The sequence below is a fragment of the Coleofasciculus chthonoplastes PCC 7420 genome, assembly GCF_000155555.1.
Taxonomy (GTDB): Bacteria; Cyanobacteriota; Cyanobacteriia; order Cyanobacteriales; family Coleofasciculaceae; genus Coleofasciculus; species Coleofasciculus chthonoplastes_A.
Genome location: NZ_DS989851.1, coordinates 133,947 through 158,802, shown reverse-complemented (window position 1 = coordinate 158,802; position 24,856 = coordinate 133,947). Strand labels below are relative to the sequence as shown.

General features: G+C 44.4%; 21 protein-coding genes. 10 read left to right on the top strand and 11 right to left on the bottom strand.

The features are described from left to right. Nucleotides 1-152: 152 nt before the first annotated feature. Complete coding sequence (locus MC7420_RS16540; RefSeq protein ID WP_006101649.1) at nucleotides 153-1,760, top strand: glycosyltransferase family 39 protein; 1,608 nt, start codon at nucleotides 153-155, stop codon at nucleotides 1,758-1,760. Between the two features lie 289 nt (nucleotides 1,761-2,049). Then, nucleotides 2,050-2,247: a hypothetical protein gene (locus MC7420_RS16535; RefSeq protein ID WP_006101786.1), complete on the top strand. Its 198-nt coding sequence runs from the start codon at nucleotides 2,050-2,052 to the stop codon at nucleotides 2,245-2,247. 6 nt (nucleotides 2,248-2,253) lie between these two features. Here the strand turns inward: MC7420_RS16535 and MC7420_RS16530 are convergent, their stop codons facing one another. The 3 genes from MC7420_RS16530 to MC7420_RS16520 all read right to left on the bottom strand — a co-directional run bounded on the left by MC7420_RS16530 (nucleotide 2,254) and on the right by MC7420_RS16520 (nucleotide 6,214). After that, nucleotides 2,254-3,117 (bottom strand): hypothetical protein, encoded by an 864-nt coding sequence (locus MC7420_RS16530; RefSeq protein ID WP_006101725.1) that lies wholly within the window; start codon nucleotides 3,115-3,117, stop codon nucleotides 2,254-2,256. 30 nt (nucleotides 3,118-3,147) lie between these two features. Next, nucleotides 3,148-4,089: a hypothetical protein gene (locus MC7420_RS16525; RefSeq protein WP_006101847.1), complete on the bottom strand. Its 942-nt coding sequence runs from the start codon at nucleotides 4,087-4,089 to the stop codon at nucleotides 3,148-3,150. Nucleotides 4,090-4,237: 148 nt separating this feature from the next. Then, nucleotides 4,238-6,214 (bottom strand): AAA-like domain-containing protein, encoded by a 1,977-nt coding sequence (locus MC7420_RS16520; protein ID WP_044207680.1) that lies wholly within the window; start codon nucleotides 6,212-6,214, stop codon nucleotides 4,238-4,240. Between the two features lie 291 nt (nucleotides 6,215-6,505). Between MC7420_RS16520 and MC7420_RS16515 the strand changes: the two genes are divergently transcribed. After that, the gene (locus tag MC7420_RS16515; RefSeq protein WP_006101610.1) at nucleotides 6,506-6,853 is read left to right on the top strand and encodes a hypothetical protein; all 348 of its coding nucleotides are present in this window, start codon (nucleotides 6,506-6,508) and stop codon (nucleotides 6,851-6,853) included. Nucleotides 6,854-6,977: 124 nt separating this feature from the next. On the opposite strand, the gene MC7420_RS35290 is transcribed toward MC7420_RS16515, so the two are convergent. Then, entirely contained in the window at nucleotides 6,978-7,358 is a 381-nt protein-coding gene (locus MC7420_RS35290; RefSeq protein ID WP_006101732.1) for a lipopolysaccharide assembly protein LapA domain-containing protein, read from the bottom strand. A gap of 143 nt (nucleotides 7,359-7,501) precedes the next feature. Here MC7420_RS35290 and MC7420_RS16505 point away from each other — a divergent pair, with 143 nt between their 5' ends. Further along, nucleotides 7,502-8,206 carry a PRC-barrel domain-containing protein gene (locus MC7420_RS16505; protein ID WP_006101777.1) on the top strand — a complete coding sequence of 235 codons (705 nt, stop codon included), beginning with the start codon at nucleotides 7,502-7,504 and terminating at the stop codon, nucleotides 8,204-8,206. A 173-nt stretch (nucleotides 8,207-8,379) separates the two neighbouring features. On the opposite strand, the gene MC7420_RS16500 is transcribed toward MC7420_RS16505, so the two are convergent. Further along, nucleotides 8,380-9,510 (bottom strand): CapA family protein, encoded by a 1,131-nt coding sequence (locus MC7420_RS16500; RefSeq protein ID WP_006101750.1) that lies wholly within the window; start codon nucleotides 9,508-9,510, stop codon nucleotides 8,380-8,382. A 10-nt stretch (nucleotides 9,511-9,520) separates the two neighbouring features. Next, complete coding sequence (locus MC7420_RS16495; protein ID WP_006101734.1) at nucleotides 9,521-10,402, bottom strand: LysM peptidoglycan-binding domain-containing M23 family metallopeptidase; 882 nt, start codon at nucleotides 10,400-10,402, stop codon at nucleotides 9,521-9,523. Between the two features lie 15 nt (nucleotides 10,403-10,417). On the opposite strand from MC7420_RS16495, the gene MC7420_RS39840 reads away from it, so the two are divergent. The 4 genes from MC7420_RS39840 to MC7420_RS16480 all read left to right on the top strand — a co-directional run bounded on the left by MC7420_RS39840 (nucleotide 10,418) and on the right by MC7420_RS16480 (nucleotide 13,360). Then, the gene (locus MC7420_RS39840; protein WP_006101631.1) at nucleotides 10,418-10,555 is read left to right on the top strand and encodes a hypothetical protein; all 138 of its coding nucleotides are present in this window, start codon (nucleotides 10,418-10,420) and stop codon (nucleotides 10,553-10,555) included. A 550-nt stretch (nucleotides 10,556-11,105) separates the two neighbouring features. Then, complete coding sequence (locus MC7420_RS16490) at nucleotides 11,106-11,525, top strand: CAAD domain-containing protein (RefSeq protein WP_006101758.1); 420 nt, start codon at nucleotides 11,106-11,108, stop codon at nucleotides 11,523-11,525. Nucleotides 11,526-11,735: 210 nt separating this feature from the next. Next, complete coding sequence (locus MC7420_RS16485; protein ID WP_006101835.1) at nucleotides 11,736-12,119, top strand: DUF2358 domain-containing protein; 384 nt, start codon at nucleotides 11,736-11,738, stop codon at nucleotides 12,117-12,119. Nucleotides 12,120-12,172: 53 nt separating this feature from the next. Beyond that, the gene (locus tag MC7420_RS16480; RefSeq protein WP_006101813.1) at nucleotides 12,173-13,360 is read left to right on the top strand and encodes a TRC40/GET3/ArsA family transport-energizing ATPase; all 1,188 of its coding nucleotides are present in this window, start codon (nucleotides 12,173-12,175) and stop codon (nucleotides 13,358-13,360) included. A 278-nt stretch (nucleotides 13,361-13,638) separates the two neighbouring features. Here MC7420_RS16480 and MC7420_RS16475 read toward each other — a convergent pair whose 3' ends face one another. The 3 genes from MC7420_RS16475 to MC7420_RS16465 all read right to left on the bottom strand — a co-directional run bounded on the left by MC7420_RS16475 (nucleotide 13,639) and on the right by MC7420_RS16465 (nucleotide 18,098). Continuing rightward, nucleotides 13,639-13,893 carry a hypothetical protein gene (locus MC7420_RS16475; RefSeq protein WP_006101696.1) on the bottom strand — a complete coding sequence of 85 codons (255 nt, stop codon included), beginning with the start codon at nucleotides 13,891-13,893 and terminating at the stop codon, nucleotides 13,639-13,641. A gap of 181 nt (nucleotides 13,894-14,074) precedes the next feature. Next, the gene (gene metK / locus MC7420_RS16470) at nucleotides 14,075-15,331 is read right to left on the bottom strand and encodes a methionine adenosyltransferase (RefSeq protein WP_006101753.1); all 1,257 of its coding nucleotides are present in this window, start codon (nucleotides 15,329-15,331) and stop codon (nucleotides 14,075-14,077) included. Between the two features lie 856 nt (nucleotides 15,332-16,187). Continuing rightward, nucleotides 16,188-18,098 (bottom strand): pentapeptide repeat-containing protein, encoded by a 1,911-nt coding sequence (locus MC7420_RS16465; protein WP_006101754.1) that lies wholly within the window; start codon nucleotides 18,096-18,098, stop codon nucleotides 16,188-16,190. A 140-nt stretch (nucleotides 18,099-18,238) separates the two neighbouring features. Here MC7420_RS16465 and MC7420_RS16460 point away from each other — a divergent pair, with 140 nt between their 5' ends. Further along, nucleotides 18,239-19,729, top strand: coding sequence for a GAF domain-containing sensor histidine kinase (locus MC7420_RS16460; protein WP_006101739.1), 1,491 nt, complete (start codon nucleotides 18,239-18,241; stop codon nucleotides 19,727-19,729). A 123-nt stretch (nucleotides 19,730-19,852) separates the two neighbouring features. Here the strand turns inward: MC7420_RS16460 and ppc are convergent, their stop codons facing one another. After that, nucleotides 19,853-22,957 (bottom strand): phosphoenolpyruvate carboxylase, encoded by a 3,105-nt coding sequence (ppc, locus tag MC7420_RS16455; protein WP_006101717.1) that lies wholly within the window; start codon nucleotides 22,955-22,957, stop codon nucleotides 19,853-19,855. A gap of 96 nt (nucleotides 22,958-23,053) precedes the next feature. Then, entirely contained in the window at nucleotides 23,054-23,296 is a 243-nt protein-coding gene (locus MC7420_RS16450) for a hypothetical protein (RefSeq protein ID WP_006101634.1), read from the bottom strand. A 270-nt stretch (nucleotides 23,297-23,566) separates the two neighbouring features. On the opposite strand from MC7420_RS16450, the gene MC7420_RS16445 reads away from it, so the two are divergent. After that, nucleotides 23,567-24,850: an RNA-guided endonuclease InsQ/TnpB family protein gene (locus MC7420_RS16445; RefSeq protein WP_006101765.1), complete on the top strand. Its 1,284-nt coding sequence runs from the start codon at nucleotides 23,567-23,569 to the stop codon at nucleotides 24,848-24,850. Nucleotides 24,851-24,856: the final 6 nt, after the last annotated feature.

The window sequence follows — 24,856 nt, the reverse complement described above, 5'->3', positions numbered from 1 at the left end:
GAGCATGTCACCTTTGTAGGTTGGGATCTTGGAACGAAACCCAACGCCATCGTTAGTCTGTTGGGTAACGCTTACGCTCTCCCAACCTACAAGAATCTTGCGTGCTGTCCCTGATATGATCCCAATCAATGAGAATAACAGGATGAATAATCATGAATAATGTTAATTCAGAAAACAAAAGTTATTTTAAGACATTCAAAAAAATACATTTGCTATTTGCTATTATTTTGGTGTTAGGAATATTTTTGCGTTTTGCGAATCTCGATCAAAAAGTCTACAATGCTGATGAAGTCAGGAAGATTATCTGGCTTTCTGGTCATAGCAGTGAAGCATTTAAGGAAGAGGTTTTCACGGGAAACATTGTTAGTGCAGAAGAGTTAAAAAGATATCAATACCCTAGCTCAGACAATAATTTAACTGATGTATTTAAGGTTTTATCAGGTAAAACAGAACACGTTCCTCTACATCATATAATAACGCGATATTGGCTGAAGTTGTTTAGAAATCCAGCATCAGCAAAAACGATCTCAGTCCTCTTAAGTTTTTTATATTTACCCTGTTTTTATTGGCTCTGCATTGAGTTATTCAAATCCCCTTTAACAGGATGGGTGTCAATGGCCATAGCATCTGTTTCTCCCTTTCATATATTGGCATCTCAGAATGCCGGTTCATACAGCTTATGGACTGTTACTATTTTATTGTCTAGTGCGGCGCTACTGAGAGCTTTGCGTGTTCAAGATAGAACCAGTTGGTTGATGTATGCGATTACGCTGACACTGGGATTTTATACGCATTTATTTTCGGTTATTGTTGCCTTGGGTCAGCTAATTTATGTTTTATGTATCGAAGGCTTTAAATTTACTAAAAAAATAATCGATTATGGGTTAGCTTGTGTATTAAGTATAGTTTTATTCAGTCCTTGGATTATTATTTTCTTTTTAAATTTAGGCAGGGTTGATGAAGGAACAAGCTACTATGACCAATTTAAGATTAGTTTTAGTCAGCTAATCATGGCTTTATATATCAACATTGGCAATGTTTTTATCGATTTTTATCATCGACATGGCAGGCTAGAAAAACTGTTCTCTTTATGCTTATTTTTATTGATTATTTATTCACTCTACTATCTAGTGCGTAAGACCCGTATAAATGTATGGCTTTTTATTGTTATCCTGGTTAGCCTCACTCCTTTATTACATATAGTTGCTAATTTTATTACCCCCTCAGCATTGCACGTACAATCTCGATATTATCTTCCTTTCCATTTAGGCATTCAGTTATCTATTGCTTACTTATTAGCATCTCAAATGGGTTCAACATCGATTAAGTTATGGCAACGTCGTGTTTGGGCTATCATTTTCCTAATCATAATAACACTGGGGATTATGTCTGGAACAATTTTAATGCAGGAAAGAACCGCTAATTTAGATGATCAAAGAGGAACAGCTAGTGGTAAAAATTTAGAGATCGCCCCCTACCTCAATCAAGCCAAGAATCCGTTAGTGATCAGTGAAACTACACACAGCTTTATCTTGGCACTACTCTATCTTGTTGATGATGATGTCAAGTTTCAACTTCTCCAACCTGACAATGTTCAACAATGGCAACAAAAAATTAATTTGGTCGAAAACCTTGGTGAATTTAGTGATGTCTTTCTGCTTTATCCCGATCCTACATTTAAGGATTTTATCGAAAAAAATGAAGCTATTCAAACTCAGGTGCTTGTCAAGAACTTGTATAAAATAAACCTCAAGAATTAGGGGAAAATTTCATGCTCAATTTATTGCCATTTTTATCCCTTATTTTTCTACTTTTCATTTTTACCTCCTCAAAGCGCAGTTGGCGGTGTTACCTTAATTGTTGCGGTAGTCGGTTTAATTGCTATCGTAGCGCCGCCTAACCAAAACCCCTTATGTAGAAGCTGTTAAGGTTACCCAATCTCAAAATTGCTCGAATATTGGCTTAATCCTAGAAGGTACGTCGTTTGAATACCCTTTATGGAGACTTTTTCAGCAGGATCAGCCAAAGAGCAGGATTCAATTTGTTAACGTGAACAATGAGTCAGCCAACGTTCGTCCTTCTGTGAATGTTGAACCTTGTGCAATTCTGTCAATTACAACAAGAAAAACAGGAGCTGAACAGGAAAAAGAATTGATTCATGATCAAACCCTTTACCCAAAATATTGGTCTACGGATTTTGCTAAAGGTTCAGGAAAGGGAAGTGTTCAAGTTTTTCTCAAACAATAAGCAGTTTTAACTGTAGTCTAGATGATAAATCGTGCTGCAATAGTCAGATAACGCTTCAGAACATTGCTCGAATTGTAGCTTCGCTTTATCGATTAAATCTGGAGAAATTGTATGGTTTAATTTCCTCTGATTTCTGATAATTCGACCTGCTTTAATATTGCCCTTAGAATCACCGATGCTTGGCATTCCCGTTGTTCTAAGAACTTCATATTGCTCAGAAAATTTTTCTCTGGTTTCTAAAACATCCTTGAATGCTGTGAATACTGAATCCGTATGATCTAAGAGTTGCTGATAGGTTAAAAACAGACTGCGTTGTTTACTATTGATGAGTTGAGCATATCTGACTAAACTGGATAAGCGATTAATGTAGTAATGACAAGCCTTTTCTTCATCCCAATGGGGTTTTAAATCCATGATGCTGGCGAGACTCCGCTGAGGTTCTCTTAAGAGAAAAACAGCGTAGACTTGCTGAGAGTTCAAGATATCTTCGGTTAAAAATTTGTTGTCATGTAAAATTTTATCTAAAACATAGTTTTGATTCATCTGTAATTTTTTTAAGTCTTCAATTTGAGTAAATTCGCGTGAATTTAAATAAACCTTCACAAACAGCTTTTTAAAGTCTTGCTCGGAAGCATATTGAATATGGGTTTCACCATAACCGATAATTTCAGGATTAGAATTCAACAGATGAGTCAGTAACGACGAACCCGATCGCATGTGACTAAGAACTAACAGAATCCGGTACGGTTGTGCTCGTCCAACGATGGTGTACGGATCAGCAAGGGTGTTGATCCGAAAGTTGAAGTATCCCGCGATCAGATCATTTTTATACAGTCTAATTCCGTGACGTAGTGCTTGTATTTGTTTCATAGTAACCAATTAACCTGTTAGAAATAGGATTTATAACCAATGCTCAAAAATCAGATCATAATACCCCGCTTGTTCTGGCGGATACCATCCTTGCTCAATTTTCTCAATCAATTTAGGAAGTGCTGCTATAAATTCTGGCTCCCGATTTTTGGGATGAATCGTCCAAGCTTGGGGGGAATCCAGAACTGCTCGCACATAGGCGGTTTCTTCCAAGCGATTTGATACCATAATTTCCCAGGAGTCTAATTTTCCTTTTCCGGTTAAATAATTCAGTTTGGTTTTTAGCGAGTTGGGTAATCCGTTCAACACCTTATTTTTATAGGATTTCCATAGAACGGAGAGGGGAAGTAAGCTATCAAAACGTTGGCGATCGCTCAAATAAACACGACTGCTAAAAAACTTAAATTTATAGAACCCCGCCGGATCTCGTTCGTAAGGAACCCGTTGATTAATGTCTCCATCTTCTTTGGGGGGACCAGTTAGGGGTCTAACGAACATCACATCAGGATGGTTTTGCAGTAACTTAATCCCCTCTTCTATCCAACTGTAGTCCGGTTGCTGATGAATCAGCATATCACTATCAAAGTGAACCACATAGTCTCCCGGAACTTCTTCAATGGAGAAAATTGTGCCGAGAATTGGATATCCTTTGTAATTATGACTCGGGCGTATGCGATCGCCAAAATGTTTTTGATAAATCCGTTTCTGATACTCTGGAGAGTAATCAATATCAACAACCTTGTCAACTACACCTGCTGTTAATAGTTGATCACAATAATCCCGGAGTTGTTTCATTGTTCCCACACCTGGACGATTCACTTTGTCACCAGACAAGGGGGCTGTATCTACGGCTAAAAGGCGTTGCGTAAACGGAAAATTACACATCCTCACAATATGAGGAATCGTATGCATCATGAAGGGAATGTCAGTTCGCGCCACCATGATGGATAGAGAACAGGTTGCAGATACCATTAATTAATTCGTAGAGACTTATTCTCTATGATAAACCTGAATTCGATAATCTAGCAAAAGGTAGAAGGTAAAAGTAAACGTGAGATGGGCGGATTTAGTCACGTTATCAGTGGGTGGCGCAATGTTAACGCTGTATTCAGATTGGCGATTAATTTTTGAGCCGATCGCGAAAATAGCGGCGATACATCTGACACAAGGGTGTGACAGCGTTTCCCTGAAACTTCACCAGTCCCATACTGCGTAACTTAAACGCAGCGGCAGCTTTAATTTCAACAGACTGATTCGCCGCCACAACTTGCTGAATCGCTGCCACCAATTCGGCATTTTCTTCTAAATTTAATAAATGGCGACGTAAATGGTCATAGAATGGTCCTTCTTCCGTCGGCGCAACTTGCAGCAATTTCTCCAATGTCATCTTCCCTCGGGCGATTTGATAAAGTGCGACTCGCACCAGATAGGGATGTCCTCCAGTCATACTCATTAATTCTTCAACCTGGTTGGGTTGCCAATCTAGAGAATGGCGCTGGACTAAATCCCAGACTTGTACCGGATTCAGTTCCGGGAGTTCAATCGGTATGCCAACGTTAAAGGGGGATTGATTAATATTCAGGGGAATATAAACTTCTTTAGAATGGACAAACACTAATCGCAGTCGCTGCCAAATTGCCTGGTTCTTCCCCTGCTCATGCCATGCTCGCAACAGTCCAAAAAAGTCTGTGGCGATGTCTGGATATTGGAAGATTTGATCCACTTCATCTAATCCCAATACTAAAGGACGAGTGGTTTCTGATAATAAATAGCGTTGAAAATAATCGGTACATTTATTCTTACTGCCTAAAATTCCTCGCCAATAGGTGTCTAAGCGATCGTCTAAGCCTAAATTCCAGCTCACACTGGCACAAAACCATTGTAAAAATTGATCTAAACTGGTGAGAAACTCTGCATCAGCCGATTGAAAATTCAGGCAAACGGTGCGATAGCCTTGCTGACTGGCATAGTTGAGAATCCGTGAGAGTAATGAACTTTTGCCCATTTGTCGCGGCGCTTTTACCCGAATTAAAGCACCGGGTTTGAGAATAGCATTATAACAGTCTGATTCTACGGGAGGACGCTCGACGTAAAAGCTAGAATTCAAACTTACCTGTCCTTCGGGTTCATCTAGCGTCTGAGGTGAGGAAAGGGGTAATGTGGGGGTTTGGTGATCAGTGATGGGTGATTGAGGATGAGTGGTGGGGACAACCAGGGTTTGCGGATGAGTAATGGGTTCATCGCCTTGGGTATCTTGGCGGAATTGCTCTAAGGCTTGCAGGGCTTCACTGGCGTCTCGATATCGCTGTCGATAGTCATAGCGCACCATCTTATCTAGAATAGTGGCTAAACCGGGGTGAATCGTCATGCGATCGCGCAGTAAGGTGCAAGAAAATTCTCCATACTGATCACGAGGGAGTCTCTGAGAGGTTTGCTTACTGGTGGGACTTAATCCGGTTAAGGCTTGCAACACCACCATTCCCACGGCGTAGATGTCGCTACTAAAATAGGGTTGACCCGCTTGTTGTTCACTGGGCATATAACCGGGAGAACCCACGGCTACGGTGATACTGGTTGCGCCATAAAGGTTAGAGGCGGGCGTACTAACGGCTTTAACCACACCAAAATCAATCAACACAATTTTGCGATCGCGGCGGCGGCGAATCAAGTTGGCGGGTTTAATGTCGCGGTGAATCACCTGCTGTTGGTGAACAAAGGCTAAAACCTGTAAGATATCGTTAAGCAGTGCGATCGCTTCTGACTCAGTGATTTTTTGACCCAGAGCAAATTCTTGGTTCAGGGGTTGACCCTCGACAAACTCCTGCACCAAGTAAAACTCCTCATCTTGCTCAAAGTGCGCCAGCAATCGGGGGATTTGATCGTGGGTTCCCAAGCGATACAGGGTTTGCGCTTCCCGCTCAAATAAGCGTTTTGCCGTTTCCAAGGCTTGCGGCTGGTTTAGCTGAGGTTTGAGTTGCTTAACCACACACAAGGGATTCCCCGGTAAATGGCTATCTCTAGCCAGAAACGTTTGACCGAAACCGCCACCGCCTAAGTATTTGATGATTTGATAGTGACCCGCCAAGAGTATCTTCATTTTAGTTATTGGTCATTTGTCATTTGTCATCAGCGGCGATGTTTGATAGCACCATCGCTTGAATCATTAAGGTTTTGCTGCTCATTGGCTCTTTCAGTTGTTGCTAAACTACCGAATTGGTTCTGGTTTTTATTAGCACTCAATGGCATCGAGTGCTAATTTTACGACTTACTTTAACTTACCCTCGACCATTAAATAAAATTTTCATAAAACTGTTCACAATGATAATCTATAATCAATTTCTTTGATTAAGATTGGGGATAACGGTTGTAAAAGTAGAGGCTAAATTCCATGAACTATACATTTGATATCCTTGGCGTTTCCCCTATCCTGGACTTTTTTAATCATCAACAGCGGATCGGTGAAAAAGCCAATCCCCCAGGCGTTGAATATTTGGGAACCTATCAATGTACCTTGGATGCCTTCTTAGAATCGGTTGAAACCGTTCCCACTCAGAAGGGATGGAATATGGATAGAGCGGTGGATACCGTGATTCAATTCTGGATGAATCACCCGGATCGGATTCGCTATTGGAAAAATCGTCTAGAGGATGCCGGGAACGCCAGTGTACTGGTGTCACGAATCGCAGATATGCCATCGCTTAAAGCCCAGTTTAACTCGCTGTTCAAGGAAAAGTAAAAGGCAGAAGAGACTGATACCGCGATCGCATTCCTGGTATTGGTGAAGATTATTGCATCTACTATAGGTTTATCGCTTTCGATTCTCTAGGGATATACAAGGCAAAACCTACCCCATAAATAGCCTATGCATTTAAATCCCGATCAGATGATTCAGATGATTCAGATGATTCAGAATAATCCAGATTGAACTTTAAACTATTTTCCAGATATTCAATCCGTTTTTGCTGATTCGCCAGTTGCTGAGTTTGTTCATTTAATTCTTTCTCTAAGTCTTTGTTGTGTCGCTTCTGATGGGAAAGTTTCCAATTTTGCCGCATCAGGGATGGTACCGATACCAATAATCCCACCACAACGCCAACTCCTAGAGTTAAGACGAGAACTAGCGCCAAAGATATCTCTAGTCGCCAAATCCCTAAAGTTACGGCGATAGGCACAGTATTTTGCAACGCAAAAATAATTGCTAAGATGGCGATAATAACTGCTATAATTAAAAATAATCGCATCCGTCATCAATTAAAATTATAAAGTATACAACAAAAAACACTCTATCCGTAGGTAACATTGTCTCATTGTAACATTGTCTCATTGTAACATTGTCTCATTGTCTGTCTACATTGTCTCAAGCATAGCGCAAGTGAGGTATCTGATGTCTGCAAAAGTCGAAGTTCTCAAGCAAAGTGAACTCTTAAACCGATTAGTCTTAGATCGTCATACAACTGAAGAAGTTGGTCGAGTGACACAGCTATGGCTTGATTGGCAAGCTCACCGCGTGGTTGGGTTAACCTGCAAGTCTGGGTTTCTCGGCGGCAAAAAACACCACATTACCTGGGAACAAGTCAATACTGTTGGCAGCGATAGCATTCTTGTCAACAGTCTGAAGGAAGAAACCGAGTCTGAAACCCTTGAACTTCTCGAGTCTCCCATTGGTGTAGAAGTTTGGACGGATGCTGGCAACAAAGTTGGCAAATTTGTTGATTATATCATTGAACCAGAAACGGGAGCCATCGTTAATTACTTATATTCCTCCAGTGGTTGGCAAGGAATGATGGACGGGATTTATACCCTTGCACCCGTCGCCGTTTCCAGTGTGGGAAAAAAGCGAATCATTGTGCTAGAGGAAGCGGTTAAAAACAGTGATCAATATACCGAAGGCATTCATGAGCGCATGAGTCAAGCCGCCGAATTTATTCGCAGTGACTATAAAAAAACCCTTGAGGATATGGAATCTCTCAAACAAGGTGTTCCCCAGGTTACAGAGAATCTTACCGACCAAGCCAAATCTGCTGGTGATAAATTCAAAGAACAATTTTCTGATGGTAAAAATTCGAGTCAAAAAAAGGATGAAGAATGAAAAATATTTAAATGTTGAGTGTTAATTATTCACCCTTCACCCCCTTCAAAAACTTTTCCTTCAAATCCTTTAACCCCCTCTGCGCCCTCTGCGTAAACCTCTGCCTCACTCTGCGTTAAAAACAATCTAATTCTGATGCTAACAGATTGAGTATAACCAATCACCAATCATCATTACTGAGGCAAAATTTTACCCGTTGAATCAATCTGTAAAGGAGTATTCGGAAAATCACTCTGAGTAAGCTGGCGCATCAGTCGAATCGTGCGCCCTTGGGAATCCGGATAAGGAATCCCCTGATGATTTAACATAATTGGGATAATTTGACCCGAAACCAAATCACCCTGGTTATCCAACTCTACCTCCAATACCAAAGAATACGCCAATTGAGCTTGAGTCGAGAGAGTCCGATACCCCATAAAATTGCCCAAAGAATAGGCAATTAACTTTCCCTTATACATTTCTAAGGCTCTCGGAACATGAGGTCCATGTCCGAGAATTAAATCAGCACCGTGGTCAATCATCGTCTGAGAAAACTTAACCAAATTGCCGCGATTTTCGCCAAAAAAATACTCCGTTTGATTGCGAACGTGCATCGCCCCAGTGCCTTCCGCCCCTGCATGAACAGAAATAATCACGATATGAGCATTTTGACTGGCTTCTTCCACTAACGCTATAGCGGCAGGCAAATCATTCAACGAATTGTGATAATTAAAATAACTAAAACCAATCCAGGCAATCCATAGGTCATTGATGTTAGCATATAAAATTTGATTCTTTTCGCCTAAAGCTTTAACTCCAGCCTGTTCCAAATTATTAATAGTATCTGCAAATCCTTGACGTGAGAAATCATAAGAATGGTTGTTGGCAACGCTCATAATATCAAAGCCCACCTCTTTTAACAAAGAGGCATAATCAGGCGGCGTGCGAAAGGCGATAATTAATCCCCCTATCGACTTAGCAGAATAGGGATAATTCGTTAAAGTACTCTCATAATTACCAAATAATAAATCAGCACCTTGCAGGCTGGGTTGAACCGCTTGAAAAAGAACCGCTTTATTGGGATGCAGTTTATTCTGAGGATAATTCGTACCCGGAATAATATCCCCCACGGCTTTAATCTGAACCGTCGCATTCGGCGGCGGGGGTTCTGTGGGGATATCCGATTGAGGTTGAATGATTGGTTCTGCTGGGGGTTCAGGATAGCTTTGGACAACACCATACCCCATACCGCACAAGAAGCTAACCGTACCCACTGACAGCAACAATGCTCCGCTGCGACGTAATGGTATGATAAAGTTCGTCATTCGTCATTTGTCATTCGTCATTTATTGGTCTTGCCGTCAAATGTAACTCTGGGTCTTGCGCTACCCAACCCGCAGGCGCATTGAAGCGAACTTCAAAATGCAAATGAGGTTGGTCAATGTCCGGACTTCCTGTAGTACCCACCGCCCCTAAGGGTGTTCCCGGTTTGATCCGTTGACCCGTTCTCACCGAAAGACGACTTAAATGGGCATACCGGGTTTGGCGTCCACCTTGGTGATTGATCACAACTAAATTACCATAGGTTCCCTGTTGACCCGCAAAGGCAACTGTACCCGAATCCACCGCTAACACCGTGGTTCCAGGGTCTGCCAATAGATCAATACCACTGTGAAACTGAGTTTGTCCATCGTCATTTTGATGCCAACCGTAATTAAACCCCATGGGCGCTAATGCGGGCAAGGGATAACCAGGAAATCCAGTATAGTTTTCCACAGGTTTACGATTTGCCAGTACCCAATTCACCCCTGAGACAAAAACCATATCGGGTGGTTGTGGTGGACAGCCATTGACCTCAAATAAAATATCAGCCCGGATACCATACGCCTCAGCTAAGTCTTGCCAGCTAGCCCCAGCCGGAACTTGCACCCGAATTCCATTAAAGGGAGGAATCAGAATCTCTCGACCCACAGGCATGGATTTTTGTGACAGGCTGGGATTGAGTTCTGCTAAGGTTTCTGGGATTAGGCTGTATCGTTGAGCAATACTATCTAATGTTTCACCGGGCGCGACTTTGTGTTTCTGCAAGCGGGAAAGGGCAGGTGCTGGACAGCTATTTTCAGACGGTGAGGATGATTGTGCCGTTGCTGGATTGGAGATTGGGGCAACGAGGCAAATCAGGGTGGAAACGATAGGCAGCCAGCGATGGAACGTCATAGTTGAGAAGTATGAATGGCTAATGGTATAGTATTTAGTCTTTTATTATTATGGCTTGCAGCAGCAGAACGTATCGGGCAGGCGATCGCACTCGAACTCCAGCTTGATCAATTAACTGAGATGATGATAGCGAATCGCGATCGCCATGATTGACAGCTAGGTTTTTCCATTAAGATTTGTGTAAGTAACTTGACACCAGACGTAGCGTTAATCCTAGTGAAGGAAGGGACGAAGCTCCCTCAGCTTCCCCTGCTCCTTACCCCCCCCACAAGACTATTCAATTGGCTTCCCCCTTTTTAAGGGGGACGGGAGGGGGATCTAATAGGGGGACGGAAGGGGGATCTGAAGGGGGACTTTGATCTACTGTACTTTATTACAGCGCAAAGAGCTGTAACGCCAAGGACACAAGATCTGAGTAAGTACCTGGACATAAATTTTGTCCGATTACTTATAACCATTCAAGAGAGATTAACTTGCAGCATAATAGTTTGAAGCAATGATAAATAAATAGCTAAGTTTTTATGTTGATTCATCAATACTATTGACCCGCATCGCTCCTCCTAAATACACTAAAAAAAGCTAGGGAGTAAAGTAATAGATTGAGCCAACATCAGAGTTTAACGCTTAACCTTAAGACACTCTCCTTGTTCTCGACATTCCCTCACTCCCATCATTCACGCATTGTCGTTCTCCAAATAAAAAAATGACTGCTAAAATGGCAATCCCTGAACAGCCAGTTAACCCCAACTCGGAAACCTGCCATCCGGAAATCACCAGCGAAGTTCTCACCAAAGAAAAAAAACAGCCTTGGGTTCAACTCATTTCCACCTTGATCGAGACGATAGAGACTCTCTCTGATCACCTAAACAACCGAGTTACGAACACCAAGCAAATTTTTATCGCGGTTGCTTGGATTATAGCTGCCCTAACCAGTCTCAAACTAAGTCTGGCTGTCCTGAATGCGATTAATACGATTCCCTTCTTAGGCTTATTCCTAGAGATAATTGGCATTGCTTATGTAAGTTGGTTTATTTGCCGCTATTTGCTCAGTGCTGCCAACCGTCAAGACTTAGCTTTACAAGTGAAGTCTTTCAAGGAACAAATTTTTGGCACGATCTCCTAAATAAACCGTCAGTCAACTTTTAAACTCATTCCACATCAAAGACTCAGTGGGATGAGTTTACCATTATAGGAATTATCTGGATATACATTCGGTGGGCTGGACTAAGATCAAATCCTAACTGTTCCCTGCTCCCTTGTTCTCACGCTTAAGTTGAATTGTGTCCGACTACCTATGATATCGTTAAAAACAATAACATATCAGCGATAATAAATGACCAATAGAGACATTATTGAAATCCTCAAACAGGACTATCAACGCTTTCCTGTTGACCAAACCTACAGTATCTACGCCAACACGGTCTTTTTCAAAGACCCACTTAACGAATTCCGGGGACTTAATCGCTACAAACAAATGATTGGATTCATCCAAACCTGGTTCATCAATCCCCAACTTGACCTGCATGACATTTCCCAATCCGGCGATACCATCAAAACGCGCTGGACTTTAAGCTGGACAACACCCCTCCCCTGGAAACCGCGAATTTCGATCCCGGGTTGGAGCGAATTACGTCTAAATGCAGATGGACTAATTTCTTCCCATATCGATTATTGGGATATCCCCCGCTTGGATGTTCTCAAGCAACTGTTTCGGTGAAAACCCGATACAGTGAATAAATGTAAAGGTTTCTCAGGTGAGCGGAATTATCTATGCGAGTAATTTTAATGACAGGCAAAGGCGGAGTCGGTAAAACCTCCGTAGCCGCAGCCACAGGTCTGCGTTGTGCCGAATTAGGGTATAAAACCCTCGTCCTAAGTACAGATCCCGCTCATTCCCTCGCTGATAGTTTCGACCTGGAACTCAGTCACGAACCCCGACTCGTCCGTCCTCATCTTTGGGGGGCGGAACTGGATGCGCTGATGGAATTAGAAGGGAACTGGGGTGCGGTGAAGCGCTATATTACCCAGGTACTGCAAGCACGGGGACTCGAAGGGGTTCAGGCGGAAGAATTAGCCATTCTTCCGGGAATGGATGAAATTTTCGGTCTGGTGCGGATGAAGCGTCACTACGACGAAGGGGAGTACGACGTGCTAATTATCGATTCAGCACCCACGGGAACCGCCCTACGACTCCTCAGCTTACCGGAAGTCGGGGGTTGGTATATGCGCCGCTTCTATAAACCCCTGCAAAAAATGTCCGTGGCGTTGAGACCCCTGGTTGAACCTATATTCAAACCCATCGCGGGATTTTCTTTACCCGATAATGAGGTGATGGACGCTCCCTATGAATTCTACGAGCAAATTGAACAGCTCGAAAAAGTTCTTACCGATAACACCAAAACCTCAGTCCGCTTAATCACCAATCCCGAAAAAATGGTGATTAAAGAATCCCTCCGCGCCCACGCCTACCTCAGCTTGTACAATGTTTCCACCGATTTAGTCGTTGCCAATCGGATTATCCCCGACGAAGTGACTGACCCGTTCTTCCAACATTGGAAAGAGCATCAGCAAGAATATCGCCAGGAAATCCACCAAAACTTTAGTCCGCTTCCGGTTAAAGAAGTTCCCCTCTTTGCGGAAGAGATGTGCGGACTTGAGGCGCTAGAACGACTCAAGCAAACCTTGTATGCAGACGAAGACCCAACTCAGGTTTACTACCAGGAAAACACAATTCGGGTTGTTCAAAACGAAAACGAGTATAGTTTAGAACTGTATCTACCCGGTATACCGAAAGACCATATCCAATTGAATAAAACTGGGGATGAGCTAAATGTACGGATTGGCAATCACCGCCGCAATCTTGTCCTCCCCCAAGCCTTAGCTGCACTGAAACCCGCTGGTGCCAAGATTGAGGACGATTATCTCAAGATTCGCTTTGCAGAAACGGCGAAGGTTTAAGGTTTAGGGATGAGAGATGGGAGAATAAGGGTGCAGAGGTGCGGAGGGGCGGGTTTAGTCGCATTCGGGTGAGGGAAGAAATGATAATAGTATAGCACTACGGGGATACGTTAGGACTTTTCTCTGTTGCCTATTGCCTATTGCCTTTTCACCCAATTTTATTGTCCTAACCTCAATGCGTAGTGCTATAAAACCCGCCCCTACACCATTTACCAATGACGTAGCTGGCTTCTCGCGCTCTTCGAGTCCCGCTGTTAACTTGAAATGTCCTCACTTATTTAAAGGTTGGTTGGTGTTTCCGGAGCAATAACTTCAGTGTCACCTTTAATTCGAGCCTGCTGCTCAGTCATTAAATCGCTGACTTGATCAATTTCGATACCCATACCCTCACAGGCTTTCTTGAGTTCCGCTGTAAAAGTTGAGATATCGTCTCCGTAGCCACAGAGTTTCGCTGCTGTTTCCGGTCCCTGCTTGGCGTTCGCTTTAGCACAATCAACTAAATCAGTGCCTTTGAGTGGATTTGAAGCTGCCATATTATAACCTGTCCTTCTTTTCTTTAATTCTCACTCTCAAGCTAGTGAAAACGTTGTCAAGATGCATCTATCAATAGATGGAAATCTTTTCTGATAGAGCCTAAAAATAAAGTCCTACTCTTGTACAGATCCCCGACTTCTTAAAGAAGTTGGGGATCTCAATCATTAATTCTTAATTGGCTCACACGGCGGCTAACGATGATTTGAGAGATTCTTTCAGCAATTCAGCTTTATCCGTATGTTCCCAAGGCAAATCCAAATTAGGACGTCCAAAATGCCCATAAGCCGCGACATCTTGATAGAAGCGACCCCCTCTTAATTTAGGGAGTTCCAGCAGATTAAAGGCTTGAATAATCCCGGCTGGACGCAGTTCAAAATGCTGTTGTACCAGTTCTAGCAATTTTTCTTCTTCAACTTTACCCGTACCAAAGGTTTCCACCATAATACTGACGGGTCTAGCAACACCAATGGCATAACTGAGTTGAACTTCGCACTTTTCGGCTAAACCTGCTGCCACAATATTTTTGGCAACATAACGACAAGCATAGGCTGCCGAACGGTCTACCTTGGTGGGGTCTTTGCCTGAAAATGCCCCGCCGCCGTGACGGGAATAGCCACCGTAGGTATCAATAATGATTTTACGTCCGGTGAGACCTGAATCCCCTTGGGGTCCACCAATCACAAATTTCCCGGTGGGGTTGACTAAGAAACGGGTATTATTATCGGGCTTAATCTCAATATCTCCAAACGCGGGTTCTACTACCGCTGACCAGAGATCCTCTTTAATTTTATCTCGGACAGCTGCTTCCTCGGTAATCTCACCAATGGTGGCGGTGTGTTGGGTGGAGATTAAGATGGTATCAATGCCAATGGGTTTGCCATCTTCGTAGAGTACCGTAACTTGAGTTTTGCCATCAGGACGCAGGTAAGGCAACTGTTCTGACTTACGGACGGCGGTTAACTGCCGAGATAAGCGATGTGCCAGACTCAGGGGCATGGGCATCAATTCTGGGGTTTCGTTGCAGGCAAACCCAAACATCAACCCTTGATCCCCGGCACCAATCGCATCGAGTTCATCATCACTCAACTTGTCTCGTGTTTCCTGGGCGGTGGTGACACCTTGAGAAATATCTGGAGATTGTTCATCCAGGGCGACTAAGACGGAACAGCTATTGGCACAGAAGCCGTTATCGGCGTCGGTATAGCCAATTTCGGCAATTTTTTTGCGGGCTATATCAACGTAGTTTACATTGGCTTTGGAGGTAATTTCACCTGTAATCAATACCAATCCGGTATTAACTACCACTTCTGCAGCAACACGGCTACGGTTGTCTTGGGTGAGTAGAGCATCTAAGATCGTATCGGAAATCTGATCGCAGATTTTATCGGGATGACCTTCTGTAACTGATTCGGACGTAAATAGGTAGCGACGAGGCAATGGACTAATCTCCTTAAGAAACGAGTTTAGGATAGTTCCTGAGGGTTGTAGCTTGTTATCATCGAAAATTGGGGTTGGTAAGGGGACGAATGGAAACCCCTGTCATTTATATATGGGGAGGAATTCGTCCCCTTACATAAACAGCAGTCTGACAGGACTTCCTCTTTTAGAAAGTGCATCAGCTCCATTTCCCGTGTACACGACTGCGATGTAAAGTTGAAACCCCTACCGCCTTGGATGTACTTACCGCGTTCGATGTATTGCATTCACCTTTCGCTTGGGCAGTGTAGAGACGCGCCATGGCGCGTCTCTACGTTCAACCTGTACGCATAGGGGTGGGGTATGGTTGCCCCTAACTCCCATTTCTGGGGTGACGTTAGCCTCGCATAAGTTAACGGTCGGTACTTTCCAAGCAGCACTGGCTTAACCCTTGTAAACCTGTTTAACCACTTGGTTCTAGAGCATGGGACTGGCTTACGCGCTACGCGCACGCATCCCAAGGTAGGAACTTTAACTCTTGCCGTTAACGTAGTGCGTTAGGCACTTAGGCTGGTCAGGTACGGGCTTTATTCAAGCCCCCGGCTTATAGCGGTGGGGTTCCTGACACACGATACATAGAGGGGATTACCCACTGATCACAGAACTTTAACAGAATTTGCTCTATTATCCATCCAGAACTGTTGAATGTTAAAAAAACTTTACCGCCTCTCTCTCCTAAGACTGATCATTCTTATACTGAAAATTCGCTTATTTGTCAAGTGTTAGTTAAGGGTTTCCTGAGACAAACGCTTTATTTTTTTAGGGTTTCCGGTTTGGACAACACGCCCTAATTCCGAATTAAGTCAGGGACAGTTATCTAAGGAGGCTGGACTTGAGACAGGATAAGAGCGATCGCGCTATGCATAGCTTGCCCGGTTAAAGACAGACGAGCCGCTTGATCCGCCGTTTTTTCCCATGCCAATAACTGGGCTTGAAATAAAGGATCGCGTTTCGCCCGCCTGAGCATGGCTTGACGAATGATTTTTTGCACAATATCTTGGGTGGGAATATTCTGTTGACGTAAAAAATCCAACAGTCGCTGTATCCCTTCGGCGCATTTATCAGGCGGCTGGAATAGAATAATTTGTTGGATTTGATGAATAACTTCCTTATAGATACGGCGGCGATTATTGGCTAAAACTTGAGTTGGATTGGGTGAGGTAGCAGAATTTAACGACGAGTTGACTTGGGAGTCTCCAGATTTGTCTATCTCTAGCAATTGCCAAATTGTTAGACGGTGATGGGTAAAACGCTGGTACATTTGGGGATAAAGTTGCAGGATGCGTTGATTTACCGCTTGGGAATTGACTCCCGGTTTTGTCGATAGGTAAAGAATATAGTGATCGCATTGTTTACTCAAGGCTTTCAGCGACAGTTTTAGATCAGGATATTCCTGTTCCACTTGGGCAAGGGTAAATACCAATACCTCTCTATTTGGCATCTCCGAGAAAGGAACCTCGATTAAGAGCAAATCAGTCGTTTTCTCTTGACTCAGTTGTCCCGGCATCAAATCACCTGTAGGCGGATAGCGTTTATTCGGCGTTTTCGTTTCCCAATTAAACTGGGTAAATAGGTAACGACAATTCACGTTTGTCAAATCTACCTCTTCTAAATGCCAGTTGTGGATACAGCATCCAGTGAGTTGGGCTTGCTCAAGTTTGGGGCGAATTAAATAACTACCAATCAAATAGGCATCGGTTAAATTTGCCTCAGTTAAAATCGTTTCATTTAAATAAGCCCCACTTAAATCAGCCTGTCGTAAATCTGCCCCTTGCAGATTAGCCGCCGTCAAATTCGTCTGTAAACAATAGACATTCTGTAGAACCGTGCGTCGCAAATTAGCGTTTACTAAGCTGGCTCTGAGTAAATACGCCCCCATCAGATTTGCCCGACTTAAATTTACGCGATCGCCTGTGACTTCACTGAGATCTGCATCAGTTAAAATAGCTCGATAGAGTTCTGCCTGAGTGAGGTTGGCACGGCGCAAACAAGCCTGACGCAGGTTAGCTTCGGTTAATGTCGCACCGACTAATATCGCGTCTCGTAAATTAGCTTTCTCTAATAGAACTTCCCGCAGGTTGGCTGTGGTAAGATTGGCAGCAATGAGACTGGCTTGGTAGAGATTAGCCGCCATTAACTGTGTGCTAATAAGCTGAGTTTTATCCAGGGTAGCCCCTGTAAGATTACTATGATTCAACTGGGCTGCCTGGAGATTTGCACCACTCAAGTTACAGTAGGGGGCTTCTACCCAACTTAAATTGGCTTGGCAAAGACTAGCGGATTGCCCATCCACCTTGCTGAGATTTACACGGGTCAAGATGGCTTGGTTAAGATTACTATGTTTTAGGATCGCGTTGTGTAAATCTGCCTGATGCAGACAAGCACCACTGAGATTAGCGTAGTCAAGGGATGCCCAACTGAGGTTGGTATTCGTCAGGTTAGCCCCACTTAAGTTAATCGTCCGCAAATCTGCCCCCTTCAGGTTAACACCACTCAGGTCAACCTGGGCGAAATCACGGTCTCCTTGGCGGTAACGAGTGAGAAAGTTCTGGACTTGCATTATTTCCAGTTTGCCATTTAAGGGGATTGGGGGAGTTTTGAGTTTTGACCCTTCGCTTCGCTCAAGGGAACCTGGTTTTGAGTTAACGCCCTCATCGAAAATTGTGGTTGGTAAGGGGGCGAATGCTCCCTCCGCTCCCCCAGCTTCCCCTGCCCCCAGACGTGCCATGGCACGTCTCTACATGCTTTTACGAATTATGTTGGTTTTTCTACCTCACAGGGGAACCTTATGTATGAAGCGTAACATTATAGGTTGGCTTAGATACGTTGAATTTGTCTATTTCTAGAGTCTATAGGGAAAGGGGAGTTATGGCAGAGCTGGAAACGAGAATTTATTGTCCTCTGAATGGTTTAAACTCAACCGCACAAGACCAAAAACGGCTTGCTACTCTCCAAGAACTCGGTTTACTCGAAGCCGAAGGGATCGCCGTTTTCCAGGAAGCGACTCAGACGGCGGTGCGATTTTTAGAGGTTCCTATAGGTTGGTTGGGTTTCCTGACAACTGATCAACTCTTGATTCAATCAGCCGTTGGTTTATCGAGAGTGGGTTTGATGAATCCCCTTGCCCAATCTCGTCAATTACACCGTCAGGAAAGTTTCTGTACTTATGTGGTCGAGAGTCAGCAGGTTTTAGCGATTCAGGATACGGCAAGTAATCCAGTTTTTGCCCAAAGTTTGCTCGTGGGTTACTACGGTATCCGCGCTTATTTGGGAGCGCCTCTATTCACAGCCGATGGATTGTGCTTAGGTACGTTGGCGGTGATGGATTTAGTTCCGCGTTCTTTTACCCCTAGAGATATTGAGTTTCTGGCAATGACTGCTCGATGGTGTCTGAGTGAATTTGAGCGAAATTATCAGTTGCGATCGCACGCCTCAATTCTACCTGATTTTCCTCAGGCGAGTGCATCCCTAACCCCCAATGAGTCCAATTTTACTCAGGGGATGGTTAGCGAATCCTCTGTTCCGTTCTCCTCAACTCACTCAATTAAGCTGCAACTACTCACACATCTAACCCAAGAACTGCGAACTCCATTAACTTCAATTATGGGCATGGCAAGTGTTCTCAATCGCCAAATTTATGGTGAACTAACTGACAAACAGAAAGAATATTTAGAAATTATCCATCAAAGTGGTCAGCATCTCGTCTCCCTGGTTGAGGAAATTATGGCTCTGGATGTATTTGATGAAATTAATAACCCACCGTATCTGAATTTGAGTCCGGTCGATATTGAAATGCTTTGCCAAAAGGCAATTCATTCTCTGGTTGAAACCGCAGAGCAAAATCAGCAACAGATTCGTTTGACCATAGAACCGGGAACTCGACTTTGGTTACTCGATAAAGAAAAAGTGCAGCAAATGCTGTACTACGTTATCCTCAGCGTGATTTATTCGGCAGAAGCGGGAGGAGAAATTCGCCTTCATGTTTCTCGCAAAATTGATACGCTGAATATGGCGGTTTGGGTGTCTCATCCGTGGCTAGGAGAGGGCGTCCCCACCGTCTATGAGGAATTGACTGATGTATCCTTAACGGGGCGAGACAGCGAGAAGCCAAAGCAAAACGGTGAGGCGGCTTTCCCTGTGTCTTCGACATTGAAAAAGCCCGTGATTTCCAGTGTCTCCATGTCCAAAACCTTGATGGTGAATGGGAAGGAAATGCTGCTGAAAACCGATTCGCGTGAAAGTTTGGGCTTATTCCTCAGTTGTCATTTAGCCGAACTCCACCACGGAAAACTGGCGGTACAGGGTTTGTCGGAATCAGGCGATCGCTATATCATCAGTTTGCCTAAGTTAGATCTGTAGCCCGGTGGTGACGAGACTTCTGTAGGGGCAACCCTAGTTTATTGAGTACATTGGTGTTGTTCATTAGTGCAAGCGGGTCGCCCCTACAACGACCAATGACCAATGACCAATCACCAATAACAATCAACCCGTATTCCGCATACCCGCAGCAATCCCGTTAATTGTCAACAACGCACCCCGCAGTAACTCACCTTTACTATACCGAGATTGGACAAACCCCGATGCCATCTGACTGCTATGCTGGCGCAACCGTTTCAGCAAAGAGACTTGCAAGAAACCCAGGGGAACAATCGTACCATTCCGCAAGTGCACTGATCGCTGTAACTCTGGATCACCATCCAGTAACTGCTTATGCCCGGTAATTAACGAGATTAACTCACAAGTCAGGTTAAATTCCTGGCTAATTTGCTGGAATAACCGATCAAACCGTTCTCGATCATCGGGATGGGACAATTTCTCCACATAATGACCCGCAATTTGCAGATCCACTTTTGCCAACGTCATCTCTACCTTAGAGATAACCATCTTAAAAAAGGGCCACTTGAAGTAAAAATAACGCAACAGCTTCAAATTTTCTTCGGGTTCTTCATCCAAAAACCCTTTCAACGCCGCACCCACACCATACCAACTGGGTAATAAGAAACGACTTTGTGTCCAACTAAACACCCAAGGAATTGCCCGTAGACTGCTAAAATCTTTCTTACCACCGCGACGAGTGGGACGGGAACTGATTTGCAACTGGCTAATTTCCTGAATTGGCGTCACTTCATTAAAGAAATCCAAGAAATCCGACTGCTCATACACAAACCCCCGATAATGTTGGCGCGATCGCACCGCCAATTCTTCCATGATTTCGTTCCAGGGTTCCAGGTTATCAAAGCCGCTTCCCAGCAAACTCGCTTGAATCACCGCCGTGGTCACAGTTTCCAGGTGATACAGTGCCAACTCTGGCAGAGAATACTTCGACGCCAGCACCTCGCCTTGTTCCGTAATCTTAATCCGTCCCTGGATACTCCGCCCCGGTTGCGCCAGAATCGCCTCATAGGTTGGTCCACCGCCACGCCCCACGGAACCGCCGCGTCCGTGGAAAATACGTACAGCAATCCCATAGTCTTCGGCAATTTGCTGTAGGGCTTTTTGGGCTTTGTGAATTTCCCAATTACTGCTTAAGAACCCAGAATCCTTGTTACTGTCTGAGTAGCCCAGCATTATCTCCTGTAACGGTTGAGGATAAGATGGGAAAGCCGGGGAATTCTCGTCACCCATCGCTCTTTCGCAATCCTCTAGCGCCTGATAACCGCCAGCTAAACATGCCCGATACAGGGGTAACTCAAACAGGGATTTCATCACCTTTGGCGCTCGTTTCAAGTCGTCTACCGTTTCAAATAAGGGGACAACCTGAATACTACTCCTCCCAGTTGCAGGATCATAGAGTCCAGCTTCCTGAGCCAAGAGCAACACTTCCAACAAATCACTAGCTTCGTGGCTCATGCTAATAATATAGGTTTGGCAAATTTGTTCACCAAACTCTTGGTGCAGCCGCCGCAACATGCGGAAGGTTTCTATGGTTTCACAGGCTTCGGGAGAAAAGGGAAGTTCAGCCGGAATTAAAGGGCGGCGCGTGGGTAACTCTTTCGTTAGCCATTCGGTGCGTTCGGCTTCAGATAATTCGTTATAGGGCTTGGGTAAAATTTGTAAATAGTCGGTAATCTCGTGCATCGTATCACTATGACGAGAACTTTCCTGACGAATATCTAGGTGTGCCAGATTAAACCCATAAATTTCCACCTGACAGATCAGCGTTTCAAGTTCCTGACAACTTAACCCTGTCTCGGCTAGGTTACGTTGAATCAGTTGTAACTCTGCCAGAAACTCTTGGTCAGAGTTATAAATGCAAGGGTTCGTTGTTTCCAGACGAACTGGTTGTAGGGGTTGACTCTGAGAAAGGTGGAGATTACGCGCCAACGTATTTTCCAGTCGTTGCTGAATATAGGAAAGTTTGAGGCGATAGGGTTCTTGGCGGTAACGAATCGCCAGTTGCTCATAAACCTCCGGTATTTGGGAGCGATCTTGCTCCAGAGAGTCCAATAGTTCCGGTAGGACATCACTCCAGTGCAATGACAAGCTCAACAAATTGTTCAGATGTTTAACCGAGTTGATATATTTTTCCAGAACCAGATTTCTCTGATAGCAAGCCGTTTGCCAGGTCACTTCCGGTTTAACTGAGGGGTTTCCATCTCGATCCGATCCCACCCAAGAGCCAAACTTACAGAAGTTTTTCCGGGGTGGATTCAGCCAGGGAAAGGACGATTGTATACCCTGTTTTAAGCGGTGATAGAGTTGGGGAATGGCATCAAACAAGACTTCTTGAAAATAGTGGAGGGTGTAATCCACCTCATCCAGAACCGTGGGCTTAAATTGATGCAGTTCATCGGTACGCCACCACAGCCGAATCTCTTCTCTAAGTTGTTCGGTGTAGTCTTCTACTTCCCAGGATGAGTTCAACCCTAAAGCCCGTGATGCTTCCTCGGCTTGGTCAAGCTGTTGCAGGATTGTAGAAATACGCCGTTGTTTTTGTCGAATCGTATGTCGGACAATTTCTGTCGGGTGTGCGGTAAAGACTAGGCGAATATCCAGATTATCAATTAGCCGCTGAATATGCTGGGGGGGTACGTTGAGGTTGCGTAGATAAGGAAATAGCCAATGGAAGGTACTGTTGGTATTTGCGGCTTTTCTATCGTCCTGCCAACGTTTTTCTAATAAATCCGCTATCGGTTCACTCCCAGATGGTTTAGCCTCGTCACCGTTGTTGGATGCTTGGAGTGAACTGCCATTAGCTTTCATCGAGGTGCGATCGCTCCCCGCTAATGTATTGTAGGTAGCCCGTCGTAAAAGTTGTTGATCGCGCTGTTCGTAATGTTGTTCGACACCATTAATCAGTTGGAAATAAAGCGCAAAAGCACGAGATGCCCGAATCGCGGCATTAAGGTCAAGCCCTTCGATCACTTCCGGAATCGATGAAAGCGAAAACCCTGTGGCTTGTCCTTCTGGCGAACTTAATTGGCGCAAAGACGCCAGCAAATCGACCAGTTCTTGACCACATTCAGAAAGGAGAACCGACTCCCACAACTGTTCCACAACTTTGATGCGGTGACGCAACAGGAGTTTTGATTGGGATGTAGATGGGATGGTCAATTCCTGATTGGATGAGTGGAGGAGAGAACTCATAGGGTCTGTTGGCAGTAAGACAAGGATGATCCATTGTACGGGGTTAATGCTACCCTGTATAGTTTCATTATTGACAAATTCGTTGAAGTTTCCCACCTACACTTCGTTAGAGGGGGAGGGAGGCGTCTCTGGAAAGGGAAGAATCGGTAAGCGATCGCCCCGAAAGACTTCCTCGCTGGCTTCCCCTACCTGTTGCAGCCATGAGCCAATCGTGTTTAGGGAAATCACCCCTACAATCATTGGACCTGTGGCTAAACTTAATAGGAGGTCTGCTGAATGTTTAGCAGACTCCGGTAAGGGGTTGACTGCTACCTGTGGATCTGGGTTCACTGACGCCATAACTAAAATTCAACCTCGCACGAACAACAGTTAATTGTTGACAAAGACCAAGACCGATCCCAATTTGATACTAGACTATAGTTGCTCCCAATTTCCCAGCTCCCAGACTTTCCACCGGAGAAGTCTCTACCCCAGCTTTCCCGTTTTTTGCTGAATGTGCAATCATGAGCTATGGGCGACAGCCCCACGCTGACCTTTCAGGTACAGCGTCGGGAATTCTGACCTCAAGCGACGACTAGTTATAGACTTGATGTTGCCAATGAATTAGCGATGATTACCTCCTATCAATACCGTCTTAAGCCTACATACGAACAGCGATGTCGTCTGACTCGTTGGCTCGATATGTTGCGCTACCAGTACAACTGGCTATTGGCGGAAAGATTCGACTGGTGGGAAATGAACCGTAGTCCAATCAACGCTTGCTTTCTAACTTGCAGTATTGCTCAACCAAAAGAACAGCCAGAATACTACGGGCAAAAACGTTCTTTGGTACAGCTAAAGCAGGAACGTCCTTGGTATAAAGACATCCATGCTCATGTACTTCAGGATGTAGTGAAGCGGGTCGATTTAGCTTTCAAACGATTTATAGAAGGCGATAGCAAGGGAAAGCGTAGTGGCAAGCCTCGATTCAAGGGGAAGAATCGTTATCGAACGATGGCTTTCCCTTCTATTAAGTCTGAGTGCATACAAGGGAATCGAATTGTTCTGCCAAAGATGGGAGCCATTAAGTTCATCCAACACCGACCAACACCGGATGGTTTTGTGGTTAAACGAGCCCTAATCACCCAAAAAGCTGATGGCTGGTATGTCACCTTAATTCTCTCAGACAAGTCGGTTCCTAATACTCCGACAAGATACATTCAGCCAACAGAAGAGAATAGTATTGGTGTGGATGCAGGGCTGGACTATTTTGCGGCTTGTTCTGACGGGACTTTAGTTGAACCTCCAAAGTTTTATCGCCAAGCTGAAGACAAGCTCGCCCAACTTCAAGTCAAAAGGGAATTAAGAGCAAAAGGGACTAGAGCCAGGCGTAAACTGAATCAGCGCCTAGCTAGACTCCATCAACGTATTGCCAGACAGCGTAGGCAATGGCATTACGAGTTAGCCGGAGAACTACTAGACAAGGCTGATGTGGTTTTTGTCGAAGACCTCAAAATCTCCAATATGAATCGGCGCAATAAGCCCAAACAAGATGAACAAGGCAACTTCCTTCCCAATCGGCAATCTCAAAAGTCAGGCTTGAATAAAAGCTTGGCTGATGCGGGGATAGCGGGATTCCTCAACGATATATTGCCTTACAAAGCTGAAAAAGCTGGTAAGCAAATTGTCAAGGTAAATCCTGCGGGTACATCTCAACATTGTGCAATTTGCTTAAATCGGGTTTCTAAATCTCTATCTGAGAGGTGGCATGAATGCCCTGATTGCGGTGCTTCTATGCCACGAGATCTGTGTTCAGGTATTTTAATCAAAAAAGTGGGGTTGGGCATCGCCTCACTCAAAAACGCGAAGTCTCGGAAACGGGATGGAGAAGCTCGCGCTCTATCCGTAGGATGAGCGTCG